The sequence below is a fragment of the Streptomyces sp. NPDC005551 genome (assembly GCF_042871785.1).
Classification (GTDB): Bacteria; Actinomycetota; Actinomycetes; order Streptomycetales; family Streptomycetaceae; genus Streptomyces.
The window spans coordinates 776990-790273 of record NZ_JBIAJE010000002.1 but is presented as its reverse complement, the minus strand read 5'-3'; the positions used below and the strand labels follow the sequence as shown (position 1 = coordinate 790273).

Here is a 13284-nt window from a genome sequence, read left to right as displayed (position 1 = left end):
CGGTTTCGTGGGGACAGCGCGGTTGTACGCGGCCGTCGCCGTGAGCGGGTTCCGGCGGTACGCCACCTATCGGACGGCCACGGCGGCCGGTGTCTTCACCAACACCGTGTTCGGGCTGATCCTGGCGTACACCTATCTGGCGCTGTGGCACGAGAGGCCGCACCTCGGGGGGTACGGCCAGGCGCAGGCGCTGACCTACGTGTGGCTGGGGCAGGCGATGCTCATGGTGGTCGCCGTGATGGGGGGCGGTTTCGAGGACGAGCTGATCGAGCGCATCCGTACCGGCGACATCGCGATCGACCTGTACCGGCCCGTCGATCTTCAGGCGTGGTGGCTGGCCGCGGACGCGGGACGGGCGCTGTTCCATCTGCTGGGGCGGGGGGTGGTCCCGATGGTGTTCGGCGCGCTGGTGTTCGACCTGGCGCTGCCCGCCGACCCGCTGGTGTGGCTGGCGTTCCTGGTGGCGGTGGCGCTCGGGGTGGTCGTCAGTTTCGCGATCCGCTTCCTGGTGGCGCTGTCGGCGTTCTGGCTGCTGGACGGTGCGGGCGTGGCGCAGCTGGCCTTCCTGGCGGGGATCTTCTGCTCGGGGATGCTGCTGCCGCTGAACGTCTTCCCGGGTGTGCTCGGCGAGGTGGTGCGTGTGCTGCCGTGGGCGTCGCTGATCCAGGCGCCCGTGGACGTCCTGCTCGGCCGCAGGGATCCGGCGGCCACGTACGTGTTCCAGGCGGCCTGGGCGGTGGGGCTGCTCGCGGCGGGCCGGCTGTTGCAGGGCGTGGCGACCCGGCGGGTGGTGGTCCAGGGTGGCTGACGGCGGTCCGCTCGTGGACGGGGCGTCCGGGCGGCTGCGGGACGCCCTGCGCGCCTACCGCATGATCGCCGCCATGTGGATCCGTTCCACGATGGCCTACCGCGCGTCCTTCGTGATGACGGCGGCCGGCAACTTCGTGGCGACGGCGCTCGACTTCACGGCGATCCTGCTGATGTTCTCGCAGGTCGACCGGCTGGGCGGCTACTCGCTGCCCGAGGTCGCCTTCCTGTACGGCCTGTCGGGGACCGCGTTCGGGCTGGCGGACCTCGCGATGGGTTCGATGGACCGGCTGGGCCGGCGGGTGCGTGACGGCACGCTCGACACGCTCCTGGTGCGTCCGGCGCCGGTGCTGGCGCAGGTCGCCGCGGACCGCTTCGCGCTGCGCCGCCTGGGCCGGATCACGCAGGGGCTGCTGGTCCTCGGCTACGCGGTCGCCGCCCTCGACATCGCCTGGTCCCCGGTCAAGGTGCTGATGATCCCGGTGACGCTGCTGAGCGGGGGTGCGATCTTCGCGGCGGTGTTCGTGGCGGGCGCGGCCTTCCAGTTCGTGGCGCAGGACGCCTCCGAGGTGCAGAACTCCTTCACGTACGGCGGCAACACGCTGCTGCGGTACCCGCCCACGGTCTTCGCCGAGGATCTGGTGCGCGGGGTGACCTTCGTGCTGCCGCTGGCCTTCGTCAACTGGCTGCCCGCGCTGTACGTGCTGGGCCGGCCCTATCCGCTCGACCTGCCGGTGTGGACGGCTTTCGCGCCCCCGCTGGTGGCCGCGGGCTGCTGCGCGCTCGCGGGCCTGGCCTGGCGGGTGGGTCTTCGTTCCTACCGGAGTACAGGGAGTTAGCGGACATGGACCGTCAGGACATCGCCGCGGCCACCGGGCGCGCGGCGGACACCGAAGCGGACGCCGGGCGTGCAGTGGACGGAGAGCCGGCCGCCGGGCGTGGAGTGGACGGAGAGCCGGCCGCCGGGCGTGGAGTGGACGGAGAGCCGGTCGCCGGGGCGGGGCGGCGGCCGGAGCGTGCCGGGGGAACGGCTCCCGCGGCCGGTGCGCCCGCTGCGGCGGATCACCGTTTCATCGAACTCGACGGCGTCGAGAAGGTCTTCGACGTGCGCCGCAGGACCGGGTTCTGGCGCGGCGAGCGGCGGCAGGTGCGGGCGGTCGACTCCCTGTCGTTCACCGTGTCGCGGGGCGAGATGGTCGGTTACATCGGTCCGAACGGCGCGGGCAAGTCGACCACCATCAAGATGCTGACCGGGATCCTGACGCCCAGCGGCGGCCGGCTGCGGGTCGCGGGCATCGACCCGTCCCGTGAGCGGACCCGGCTCGCCCAGCGGATCGGCGTGGTCTTCGGGCAGCGCACGACGCTGTGGTGGGACCTCCCGCTGATCGACTCGTACCGGCTGATGCACCGCATGTACCGCATCCCGGACGCCCGTTACCGGGAGAACCTCGACCGCTGTGTCGAACTCCTGGAGCTGGCACCCCTGTTGGACGTGCCGGTGCGCCAGCTGTCACTGGGGCAGCGGATGCGCGGTGACATCGCGGCGGCGCTGCTGCACGACCCCGAGGTGCTCTACCTCGACGAGCCGACGATCGGGCTCGACGTGGTCTCCAAGGCGAAGGTCCGTGCGTTCCTGCGCGATCTGAACACGGAGCGCGGCACGACGGTGCTGCTGACCACGCACGACCTCACCGACATCGAGCAGTTGTGCCGCCGCGTGATGGTCATCGACCACGGGCGGCTGATGTACGACGGTCCGCTGGCCGGCCTGCACGAGGTGGGGGAGGGCGAGCGGACCCTGGTGGTGGACCTGGAGCGTGAACTGCCGCCGATCCAGGTGGAGTCGGCGCGGGTGGTGAAGGTGGAGGGGCCGCGGCAGTGGCTGGCCTTTCCGGCCGCGCAGTCGGCCGCCCCTTTGGTGGCGCGGATCGCGGCGGAGTATCCGCTGGTGGACCTGTCGGTCCGCGAGCCGGACATCGAGGCGGTCATCGCGCAGATGTACGCGGACAGGACTACCTCGTAGGCTGCTCGGTATGACGGACGAACTCCCTGAACTCCGGGCCTCCGACGCCGATCGTGAACAGGTCACCGAGCGGTTGCGGGACGCTCTCGCGGAAGGCCGCCTCGACATGGCGGAGTTCGAGGAGCGGCTGGACGCCACGTACCGGGCCCGCACGTACGGGGAGCTGGCGCCGATCACCCGCGACCTGCCCGGTGCGGCGGCCCTCGCACCGCACTCCCTGACCAAGTCGCCCCACGTCAACGGCGGTTGGGGTGGGCGGATTGTCGGGGGCGAGGGCTCGTCCGCCTGGGGTGTCGCCGTCCTCTCGGGGTTCGAGCGCAGGGGGCGCTGGACCGTGCCGCGGCGTTTCACGTCCGTCGCGTTGATGGGCGGCGGGGAGATCGACCTGCGCGAGGCGGACTTCGCCGGCCGCGAGGTCGTCCTCAACTGCTTCGCGGTGATGGGCGGCGTGAACGTCGTCGTACCGCCGGGCGTCGAGGTCGTCGTCCGCGGCATCGGCGTCATGGGCGGCTTCGACCACCGCGAGGACGGCGTCCCGGGCGATCCCGGGGCCCCGCGCGTGGTCGTCACGGGCTTCGCCTTCTGGGGCGGGGTGGGCGTCCAGCGCAAGGCGACGAGGGCCGAGCGGCTGCGGCTGAAGGAGGAGCGCCGCCGGCAGAAGCTGGAGCGCAGGGATGCCCGCAAGGAGCTGGGGGGCTCCGGCGAGGCGGAGGACACCGGCGGTCCCGACGACTTCGACGACTTCGACGACTTCACCGACCGGGACGGCGACCACGGCTCGCACCGCGACCGCCGCTCGCGTCGGGGCCACCGCTCGCACGGCGACCGCCGGGCCGAGCGGCGCGAGGACCGCACGAGGCGCCGGCACGGAGGCCACTGACCGTCCGGCCGCCGGGGGCCGGACGGACCCCGGCGGCCGGACGCCTCGTCAGAGCCGCGCGGGCGCCGACCCCTTGAGGGAGCCGAGGTCGAAGGAGTGCCCCATCTTCCGGTAGCCCTTGTCGCTGGGGTGGAGGTGGTCGCCCGAGTCGTAGTCGGACCGCAGCCGGCGCGGGTTGTACGGGTCGCGCAGCGCCTTGTCGAAGTCGACGACGTCGTCGTACACCCGGCCCGCCCGGATGTGGGCGTTGACAGCCTGACGCACGGCCTCGCGGTTGTCGCTGTAGCCGCGGTGGCCCTGGAAGGGCATCAGCGTGGCGCCGACGACCCGCAGCCCGCGGGCGTGCGCCTGCCGGACCAGCTTGCGCAGCCCAAAGACGATGCGGTCGGGGTCGGCCCGGTTCGGGTTGCGCAGGATGTCGTTGACGCCGAGGTCGACGACGACGGCCCTGACGTTGGTCCGGCCGAGGACGTCCCGCTGGAAGCGGGAGAGCCCGCTCGGGTTTTCGGCGGGGCGGCCGAGGCCCGAGGCCAGCACCTGGTTGCCGCTGATGCCCTGGTTGACGACGCTGTAGCGGGGCACGTCGCCGGAACCGGCCGCCTCGCGCAGCCGGTCCGAAAGGACGTCCGTCCAGCGCCTGTTGGCCCCCACGGTGGAGGTGACGCCGTCGGTCAGCGAGTCACCGATGACCACGACGGTGCCGTCCGCCTCGTTGCTCAGCACGTCCAGAGCGGTCAGATAGCGCCAGTACGGGGTCTGCGAGGTGTACGCCGTGCCGGTGACGTCCTCGGCGCGGTCGCCCTCGGCGGTGTACGAGATCTGCCGTGCCTGGGAGTGGTAGGTGACCGGGCCCGACGGGGTCGGCGAGTAGGTGGTCACCAGGACGTCGCCGCCCCGCGGGACGGTGATCCGCACGGCGTCGCTCAGCGCCTGCCGCCCGGGCGGGATGACGACCGTTCCGCCGCCGGCGAAGGTGAGCCGGCGCATCGAGTCGGCGGCGGCCGCGGCGGCGCCCGGCGCCGCCGCGACGGCGAGCGTGGCGTGCGTGATCGTGAGCGGCTGCTGGCCGTACAGGTTGGACAGGGTGATACGGGCACTCTTGCCGCCGACACCGGCGTGCACGACGTTGCGTACGGAGCGGCCCGCCATGCCGTTCGTCTCGGTGCCCGGCTCGGCGCCCGCGGGGGAGGCCGACCAGGAGCCGACCCAGGTGCCGGTGGACGCGGGGGCGGCCGAGTTGCGCGGGGTGTTCCCCTTGGCCGGACTCGCGGGCTCACCGCCGTCGTCGGTCGAGACACCGACGTATATGGCGGTGGAGAACAGCACGATCACGGCGATGATCGCGGCGAGCAGGGCGCCGTGCCGTGCGGGGGACACCCCCGCACCCCCGGCGTGACGCTTGGTCATGCGGTGCGTGTCTCCTCGGACGTGGAGCCCGAGGCTCCGATGTGATGACCCCAATGATGCGTCATGGGGAAGAAGAACACCGAAAGACCCCTCGGGTCCCCGGCCGAACCTCCGTCCGGACAGACGCCGGGAACTCCTGATCCGTTCCATGAGTCGGTCAGGAAGGGACAATGTGTACGAGGTCACCGAGCGGGTGGAGCGGATGGAACGCACGAAAGCGGGAGAAACAGATGCCGAGGGACAGCATGCCCGACCGGGTGGCCCGGTGAACCGGGCGGCCCCCGGCCCGGCCGGCCGGGCGATGAGCACCTTCAGCCCCGCCGACGAGGAGAAGCGCCGCGGGGTGCGCCGGATGAAGATCACGGCGACCGGTCTGCTGCTCCTGGTCGCCGTCGTGTACGTCCTCGCCAAGTGGGCGTCCCACCGGGGCGCGGGCGACTGGGCCGAGTACGTGGCCGCGGCGGCCGAGGCCGGCATGGTCGGCGCGCTCGCCGACTGGTTCGCGGTCACCGCCCTCTTCCGTCACCCGCTCGGCCTGCCGATCCCGCACACGGCGATCATCCCGAACAAGAAGGACCAGCTCGGCGTCTCCCTGGGCGAGTTCGTCGGGGAGAACTTCCTCTCCGAGGAGGTCGTACGCCTGCGGCTGAGCGCCGTCGGCATCGGCGGCCGCCTCGGCACCTGGCTCGCCCAGCCCGAGCACGCCGACCGGGTCACCGCCGAGCTGGCCACCGCGCTGCGCGGAGCGCTGACGGTGCTGCGTGACTCCGACGTCCAGGCGGTCGTGGGGGAGGCCATCACCCGGCGGGCCGAGGCCCAGGAGATCGCGCCCGGCATCGGGAAGCTGCTGGAGCGGGTCGTCGCCGACGGCGGTCACCGGCGGGCCGTGGACCTGGTCTGCGTGCGCGCCCACGACTGGCTGGTGCTGCACGGCGACTCCGTGATGGACGCCGTGCAGGGCGGCGCCCCCGGCTGGACCCCGCGGTTCGTCGACAAGAAGGTGGGCGAGCGGGTCTACCGGGAACTGCTCCGCTTCGTCACCGAGATGCGGGACGCGCCCTCGCACCCGGCGCGCGGCGCCCTCGACCGCTTCCTCGGCGACTTCGCCTCCGACCTCCAGTCCGACACCGACACCCGGGCGCGCGTGGAGCGCCTCAAGGGCGAGGTGCTCGGCCGGGGCGAGGTCCAGGACCTGATCGCCTCCGCCTGGACGGCCGTACGGGCGATGATCGTGTCCGCCGCCGAGGACGAGCGCAGCGAACTGCGGCTGCGGGTGCGGGCGTCGCTCCTCTCGCTGGGCGCCCGGATGGCCACCGAGCCCAGGCTCCAGGAGAAGGTCGACGGCTGGGTCGAGGGAGGGGCGGTGTACGTCGTGACGACCTACCGCGCGGAGATCACCTCCCTGATCACGGACACGGTGGCCGGCTGGGACGCCCAGCACACCACCAGGAAGATCGAGGCCCACATCGGCCGCGACCTGCAGTTCATCCGGATCAACGGCACGGTGGTCGGCTCGCTGGCCGGTCTCCTCATCTACGTCGTCTCGCGGGCCCTGGGAGCGTGAGCGGGCGCTCGGCCCGCATGGCGTGACCAGCGCGGATCCGGGCACCCTGACATGGGTCACCCGAGGGTCACTCATCGGAGAGGGAGCCATGACAGCTTCAGCGACGCCGGACTCAGTGCCCGGCTCCACGGGAACCGTCACGACGGCGGTACCGGCCCGCCTGGACCGCCTGCCGTGGTCCCGCTGGCACTGGATGATCGTGATCGGCCTCGGCACCGTGTGGATCCTGGACGGCCTCGAGGTCACCACGGTCGGCAACATCGCGGGCCGCCTCTCCGAGGACGGCAGCGGACTGGCGATCTCCTCGGCGCAGGTCACCGGCATCGCGGCGGCTCTCTACGTGGCGGGCGCCTGCGCGGGCGCGTTGTTCTTCGGCTGGCTGACCGACCGGTACGGCCGCAAGAAGCTCTTCATGATCACGCTGGTGGTGTACCTCGCCGCGACCGCGCTGACCGCGCTGTCCTTCTCCCCGTGGTGGTTCTTCGTCTTCCGGTTCCTCACCGGTTTCGGTATCGGCGGCGAGTACGCGGCCATCAACTCCGCTATCGACGAGCTGATCCCGTCCAAGTACCGCGGCCGGGTCGACCTGATCATCAACGGCAGCTACTGGCTCGGCGCGATCGGCGGCGCCCTGCTGTCCATCGTCATGCTGGACACCGACATCTTCCCCAAGAACGTCGGCTGGCGGCTGACCTTCGCCCTCGGCGTCGTCCTCGGCCTGGTGATTCTGCTGGTCAGGCGGCATGTCCCGGAGAGCCCGCGCTGGCAGTTCATCCACGGCCAGGGCGAGAACGCCGACGCGCTGGTCACCTCCGTGGAGCGCGAGATCGAGGAGGAGAAGGGGCGGCCGCTCCCGGAGCCCGACCGTGAGATCACCATCGAGCAGCGCAAGAGCATCGGTTTCGGCCTCATCGCCAAAACCGTCTTCGGGCGCTACCCCAAGCGGGCCGTGCTCGGCCTCTCGCTCTTCATCGGCCAGGCGTTCCTCTACAACGCGATCACCTTCGGCTTCGGCGCCATCCTCACCAAGTTCTTCGACGTGCCCACCGGCAGCACCGGCTACTACTTCGCCGTCATCGCGGCCGGCAACTTCCTCGGCCCGCTGCTGCTCGGCAAACTCTTCGACACCGTCGGCCGGCGCATCATGATCTCCTCCACGTATCTGATCTCGGGTGTGCTGCTGTTCGGCACGGCCTGGCTCTTCGACCGGGGCTCGCTGAGCGCGGTCACGATGACGGCGTGCTGGTGCGCGGTGCTGTTCTTCGCCTCGGCGGGCGCCTCCAGCGCCTACCTGACGGTCTCCGAGGTCTTCCCGATGGAGACCCGGGCCATGGCCATCGCCTTCTTCTACGCCCTCGGCACGGCAGCGGGCGGCATCAGCGGCCCGCTCGTCTTCGCGGACCTCACGGCATCCGGCGTGGTCGGCGACACCGTGCTCGCCTTCCAGATCGGCGCGGGCCTGATGTGCGCGGCCGGACTGGTCGCCGTGTTCCTCGCGGTGAACGCGGAACGCCGGTCCCTCGAGGACATCGCCACGCCGCTGTCGGCCACGGAGAAGTCCTCCGCCACGTCCTCGGCACCGGCGACGTGACGCCGGCCGGCTGACACCGGTGATGGCACGCCGCTGACGGGGTGCCCGGGGCGGTCGGCGGGACGCGGTGACTCCCGGAGGACCCGGCGGTGGGGGTGGGGCGGAGCCGGACGGTGTCGCCGCCCGTCCGGCGGACCCGGGTCCCGGCGGCGCGCCGGGACCCGGGGACCGCGCCGAAGTCTGAGCAGGGAAGCCTGAGTACGCGTACTCTGTCGGCCCCCGGCCCCATGGCGGAACCTCGTACGCATGACCGAGAAGCTGTTGAGCCCCCTGCGAACGCGCCCCTGGCCGGAACGCTGGCTGACGCGCGCGCTCGGCGCCGCCCTCTCCGCGGCGGCGTACCTCCTCTGCCTCCCCTGGGATCCGCGCAACCGCGTCGAGAGCGCGGGGGCCTTCCACGAGACCAGCCCGGTGACCGGCGTCGGCGTCCTGTTCCTCGCCGCCGCCCTGCTCGTCCTCGCGGCCTACTTCGGCCACCGCGACGCCCTCGCCTGGCCGCTGCTGCTGGTTGCGGTGCCACCGGCGGCGCTCCTGTACGTCTCCCTGCGCACGCACCCCGGACCGCCCGACGGGCTGGCGAACGTGTGGCCTCTCGCCTGGGCCTTCCACACGCTCCTGATCGCCACCGGAGTGCTCGTCGCGGCTGCGGTGGCCCGGCAGTTCAGGGCAGACTCGCAGGACGAGGAACCCGTGTTCGCCCGTACCTGTGACGTGTGAGGAGCCGCCGCCCGTGACTGTCCGCAGGATCGTTCCGAACATCCGTGTCGAGTCCGAGGAGGCGATGGACGCCGGCCGGGACTTCTACGGCCTGCTGGGTCTCGACGAGGTGATGAACCAGGGCTGGATCGCGACCCTCGCCTCCCCGTCCCACCCCACCGCCCAGATCAGCCTCTGCACCGAGGACCGCACCGGGCCGGTCGTCCCCGACATGAGCATCGAGGTCGAGGACGTCGACGCGGTCCACGCGCGGGTGGTCGCCTCGGGCGCGGAGATCGTGCGGGAACTGCGCGACGAGGACTGGGGCGTACGGCGTTTCTTCGTACGGGACCCGAACGGGCGGGTCGTGAACGTGCTGGGGCACCGGGCCTGAACCCGCCCCGCTCGGACGGACGGTGAGCCCGGCAGGTCCCCCCGGGGGGCGCGCCGCGGGGCGCCGGCTCACTGTCCGTAGAAGTACGCCGAGCCCTTCTCGATGAAGTACGAGGCGTAGACCCGGCCGAGCGCGGGCTTGCCGCGGTAGGTGCCCACGTACTGGCGGGCGCTGTCGACCACGACGGGCCGCGTCATGACGGCGAACTTGAGGCGCTGCTGCTGCTCCGCCCACTGCACGGCTGCCGGGTCGACCCGGTCGCTGACCAGCACGGGGAACGCGCCGATCCCGTTCTGCAGACCGACCGGCAGGCCGCCCTTGTTGGCCTTGGCGTACTTCATCACCTGCTCGGTGAACCCCGAGACGGCCTCGACGGTTATCTCCGGAACGGCCGCGGCCACGGTGAACAGATGCAGCCGCGTCGCCATCCAGCGCATCTTGAAGTCCGCCCGGCGCCCCACGAGGACGGGCACGCCGGCCCAGTCCTCCCAGCGCGTGGCGCATCCGTCGGCGATCAGGCGCTGTTCCACCGAGGCCAGGTAGGCCTGTGACGCCGGCTGACCCGGCTGTCCCTGCTGTGCGTACATGAGCGGGATCCTATGCGCCCGTGGTGGACCCCGGTCGCACGATCATCAGAACGGTGACCGTGGCCCACAGGAGGTTGAAGATCCCGGTGAACATGGCGAGCCGGACGGTCGCGGCCCGGTCACCCGGACCCTCCAGGAGCGCGCTCTGCCGGGGCAGGACCAACGCGGCCAGCACCACGGCCGCGAGCGCCGTCAAGACGATCGAGGCGATCAGCCAGGCGTCCCCGAGCACGCCCATGTTGCTCGCCGTGGCGAACCCGAACACGGGCACGACGACGCCGACGGTGGCGTACACCCGGCAGATGCGGTGCAGCAGCCGCGTGATCGCGAGGGCCTGCGCGTCGCCCGGCTCGCCGAGCACCTTCCGCGCGGCGGGCGGAAACAGACTCGCGGCGACGGTGACGGGCCCGACGGTGACGATGGCGGCGATGACGTGGACGGCGAGGAGGAACTTGGTCACGGGGTGACGGTAGGGGCGAGGGCGGATCTTGGGAAAGTGGCGATATTGCCAGGTGATAACGGATTCTCGCCAGGAGGAATAGCCGCTTCGTGCTGTCGCCCGGGGCGCCGGGCGTGTGGCGCGTGGTGCGCGTCGGCCGCGGGCCGGTCAACCACTGCGTATCGCTGTGTACCGCCCGCCTGGCGACGGGGGTTGGGGTTCCATGGGCGGCTTGGCCGGAATCCGGCGTAGGCCTACGCTCTCGCCATGCACACCGTGGCCGTACTCGCGCTCGACCAGGTCATTCCGTTCGACCTGTCCGCCCCGATCGACACCTTCGGCTGGGCCAGGCTGCCGGATGGCCGCGAGGCCTACCGGGTCCTGGTCTGCGCGGCTGAGGAGGAGGTGAGCGCGGGCCCGTTCGCGGTGCGCGCCCCGTACGGCCTCGACGCGCTGGCGGGGGCCGACACGATCATCCTGCCGGGGGTGGCCGACCCGACCGTCCCGCTGCCGCCGGGCGTGCCGGAGGCGCTGCGCGCGGCGGCGGCGAACGGTACCCGCATCGCGTCGATCTGCGTGGGCGCCTTCGTCCTCGCCGCCACCGGCCTCCTGGACGGGCTGCGCGCGACCACGCACTGGATCGCGGCCGCCGACCTGGCCGCGAGGTATCCGGCCGTCACCGTCGACCCGAACGTCCTCTACGTCGACAACGGCCAGTTCCTCACATCGGCGGGGGCCGCCGCGGCGATCGACATGTGCCTGCACATGATCCGCCGGGACCACGGCTCGGCGGTGGCCGCACACGCGGCGCGGATGTCCGTCGTACCGCTCGAACGGGAGGGCGGGCAGGCCCAGTTCATCGTCCACGCGCAGCCCCCGGCACCGGCGGGCAGCACGATGGAGCCCCTGCTGCACTGGCTGGAGGAGAATGCCGGCGACGACCTGACCCTGGAGGACATCGCCACCCAGGCAGGCATGAGCACCCGAACGCTCAACCGCCGCTTCCGCGAGCAGACGGGCACGACGCCGCTCCAGTGGCTGCACCGGGCCCGGGTGCGCCGCGCCCAGTACCTCCTGGAGACGACGACACATCCCGTCGAACGCATCGCCGTCCAGGCGGGCTTCGGCTCCCCGACGGCGTTCCGGGACCGCTTCAGACGGGTGGTCGGGACGAGCCCGCAGGCGTATCGGCGGGCGTTTCAGGGTGTGAGGACGGCCTGACCGGTCCCTTGGACTGCGCTCAGCCCCGCCGGTCCGCCACGGCCCAGGAGGCGAGGGCCACGGCGCCGGCGACACCGAAGACGGCGGGCCAGGCGCCCACCTTCTTGGCCAGCGGATGCGACCCGGCGAAGGCGGCGACGTACGCGGCGGTCAGCGCCCCGGCGGCCCTACCGCCGGCCTGCTGCCGCCACTGCTGCGCCGCCGCGGCCCCGGCGGCGGCCAGCACGACCCCGCCCAGCTGCCGCTTCTTCGTCCAGCGGGCGACCCCGTACCCACCGACAAGCCCCCCGGCGGCCACCACCGCGGCCGGTACCTTCGCCATCGCTGCCTCCGCTGCTGCTACGTCAGTCGAACGCGACCGAGGCTAACGCGTGGGCGCGGGGGCCTGACGACCGCATCACCGGTGCCCGTGCCCGTGCCAGCGCACCAATGCCGGTGCCCGTGCCCGTGTTGGGGGGCGTGAGCGGCCGGCCGTGGTCGTGCCCGGCGTCGGCGCCGTAGGACGTAGACCTACAGTCGGATGCATGACCAGGAGGACCACCCCGCCCCGCCCGCTCGACATCGAGGAACACTTCCCGGAGTTGGCGGCGCACCGGGGGACGACGACCCGGCTGCACCCGAGGCCCGGCACGCCCGACGCGTCGATGAGCTCGGTGGGCGGCCCGCTGCTGTGGCCGGCGGACGAGCCCTGGCCCGTCTGCACGGAGTCGCACGGGCGCAACCACGGCAGGCGCCCGGCGGACATCCACGAGGAGCGCCGGATCCTGGCGGGCGCCTGGGCCCGCGATCCGGCCGCCGGCCCCATCGAGGAGGAACGCCGGCTGTTGGCGGAACTGAGCCGGGAACACCGCGTCGCGGACCTCGCCGACACCGACCCGCTGCCCATGATCGGGCTGGCCCAGCTCTACCGGCGGGACATCGCCGACCTGCCGCCGGGACCGGACGACTGCGACCTGCTCCAGGTCTTCTGGTGCCCTTTCGACCGGCACGGCGCCAGCGGCTACGGCATGTCACTGCACCTGCGCCGGCGCCGTTCCCGGGAGGTGACGAACCCGCTCGCCACGCCCCCGCAGCCGGAGGTCGTCGGCTACGCGGGGTACATCCCGGAGCCCTGCGTACTGCACCCGGAACAGGTGACGACGTACCCCTTCGCAGGTCTCCTGCCGGCGGAGCTGTGCGCCCGGATCGACGCGTGGGAGGAAGCACTCGAGGAGTCGGCCGAGGCGGCGCGGGAGGACATGACGGACGAGGTACAGAGCTGGGACACGGAGGCGGAGTACGAGGAGTGGGCCAGGGCGCGCGAGGCGAAGGCCCCGCCCGAGCCGCCCGCCTACCAGTACGACCTCTCCATCCCGCCGGGCTGGCGCGTCGGCGGTTTCGCGTCCTGGCACCTCACGGACCCGTCCCCCATGGACTGCCGCACCTGCGCGGCCCCGATGGACCTGCTGCTCACGATCGACAGCTCGGAGTGGGACGGCGGCAGCGGCAGCTGGACCCCTGTGGAGGACCGGGACCTCCCCACCCACGGTTCCGCCACCCCGACCGAGGTAACGGTGGGCCGCTGGGGCGAACTGAACATCTTCACGTGCCCAATGAACGGTGCCCACGGCCCACGTTGGAGCATCCAGTAGCCGCCTGCGCCCGGGAGCCAGCGTGAGGCGTCGGCACTCATGAC

The 13284-nt window shown here is 72.3% G+C and carries 14 protein-coding genes; 10 read left to right on the top strand and 4 right to left on the bottom strand.

What is annotated here, in order from left to right:
* The first annotated feature begins 7 nt into the window (after window positions 1-7).
* From ACFYP4_RS07635 to ACFYP4_RS07620, 4 genes are read left to right on the top strand one after another with little or no spacing between them, the layout of a single operon-like run.
* Window positions 8-808, top strand: coding sequence for an ABC-2 family transporter protein (locus tag ACFYP4_RS07635; RefSeq protein ID WP_358851364.1), 801 nt, complete (start codon window positions 8-10; stop codon window positions 806-808).
* Window positions 801-1646: an ABC transporter permease gene (locus ACFYP4_RS07630; RefSeq protein ID WP_358851363.1), complete on the top strand. Its 846-nt coding sequence runs from the start codon at window positions 801-803 to the stop codon at window positions 1644-1646. The genes ACFYP4_RS07635 and ACFYP4_RS07630 overlap by 8 nt, the downstream gene beginning before the upstream one ends.
* A gap of 5 nt (window positions 1647-1651) precedes the next feature.
* A complete protein-coding gene (locus tag ACFYP4_RS07625) occupies window positions 1652-2830 on the top strand; it encodes an ATP-binding cassette domain-containing protein (protein WP_388783635.1) in 1179 nt (392 codons plus the stop codon).
* Window positions 2831-2840: 10 nt separating this feature from the next.
* A complete protein-coding gene (locus ACFYP4_RS07620) occupies window positions 2841-3710 on the top strand; it encodes a DUF1707 domain-containing protein (protein ID WP_388783632.1) in 870 nt (289 codons plus the stop codon).
* A 48-nt stretch (window positions 3711-3758) separates the two neighbouring features.
* Here ACFYP4_RS07620 and ACFYP4_RS07615 read toward each other — a convergent pair whose 3' ends face one another.
* Window positions 3759-5117 (bottom strand): SGNH/GDSL hydrolase family protein, encoded by a 1359-nt coding sequence (locus tag ACFYP4_RS07615; RefSeq protein ID WP_388783629.1) that lies wholly within the window; start codon window positions 5115-5117, stop codon window positions 3759-3761.
* Window positions 5118-5319: 202 nt separating this feature from the next.
* Between ACFYP4_RS07615 and ACFYP4_RS07610 the strand changes: the two genes are divergently transcribed.
* The 4 genes from ACFYP4_RS07610 (at window position 5320) to ACFYP4_RS07595 (ending at window position 9362) form a co-directional block, all read left to right on the top strand.
* Window positions 5320-6681, top strand: coding sequence for a DUF445 domain-containing protein (locus ACFYP4_RS07610; RefSeq protein WP_388783863.1), 1362 nt, complete (start codon window positions 5320-5322; stop codon window positions 6679-6681).
* An 88-nt stretch (window positions 6682-6769) separates the two neighbouring features.
* Window positions 6770-8272, top strand: a complete 1503-nt coding sequence (locus ACFYP4_RS07605; RefSeq protein ID WP_358851358.1) for an MFS transporter — start codon at window positions 6770-6772, stop codon at window positions 8270-8272.
* A 246-nt stretch (window positions 8273-8518) separates the two neighbouring features.
* The gene (locus tag ACFYP4_RS07600; RefSeq protein ID WP_358851357.1) at window positions 8519-8989 is read left to right on the top strand and encodes a hypothetical protein; all 471 of its coding nucleotides are present in this window, start codon (window positions 8519-8521) and stop codon (window positions 8987-8989) included.
* A gap of 13 nt (window positions 8990-9002) precedes the next feature.
* Complete coding sequence (locus ACFYP4_RS07595; protein WP_358851356.1) at window positions 9003-9362, top strand: VOC family protein; 360 nt, start codon at window positions 9003-9005, stop codon at window positions 9360-9362.
* A gap of 68 nt (window positions 9363-9430) precedes the next feature.
* Here the strand turns inward: ACFYP4_RS07595 and ACFYP4_RS07590 are convergent, their stop codons facing one another.
* Window positions 9431-9949 carry a levansucrase gene (locus tag ACFYP4_RS07590; RefSeq protein WP_358851355.1) on the bottom strand — a complete coding sequence of 173 codons (519 nt, stop codon included), beginning with the start codon at window positions 9947-9949 and terminating at the stop codon, window positions 9431-9433.
* A gap of 10 nt (window positions 9950-9959) precedes the next feature.
* The gene (locus tag ACFYP4_RS07585; protein WP_388783624.1) at window positions 9960-10409 is read right to left on the bottom strand and encodes a hypothetical protein; all 450 of its coding nucleotides are present in this window, start codon (window positions 10407-10409) and stop codon (window positions 9960-9962) included.
* Window positions 10410-10655: 246 nt separating this feature from the next.
* Between ACFYP4_RS07585 and ACFYP4_RS07580 the strand changes: the two genes are divergently transcribed.
* On the top strand, window positions 10656-11609 hold the full coding sequence (locus ACFYP4_RS07580) for a GlxA family transcriptional regulator (protein ID WP_388783621.1): 954 nt from the start codon (window positions 10656-10658) through the stop codon (window positions 11607-11609).
* Window positions 11610-11628: 19 nt separating this feature from the next.
* On the opposite strand, the gene ACFYP4_RS07575 is transcribed toward ACFYP4_RS07580, so the two are convergent.
* Window positions 11629-11931 carry a hypothetical protein gene (locus ACFYP4_RS07575; protein WP_358851352.1) on the bottom strand — a complete coding sequence of 101 codons (303 nt, stop codon included), beginning with the start codon at window positions 11929-11931 and terminating at the stop codon, window positions 11629-11631.
* A 202-nt stretch (window positions 11932-12133) separates the two neighbouring features.
* Here ACFYP4_RS07575 and ACFYP4_RS07570 point away from each other — a divergent pair, with 202 nt between their 5' ends.
* A complete protein-coding gene (locus tag ACFYP4_RS07570) occupies window positions 12134-13240 on the top strand; it encodes a hypothetical protein (protein WP_388783618.1) in 1107 nt (368 codons plus the stop codon).
* Window positions 13241-13284 lie beyond the last annotated feature (44 nt).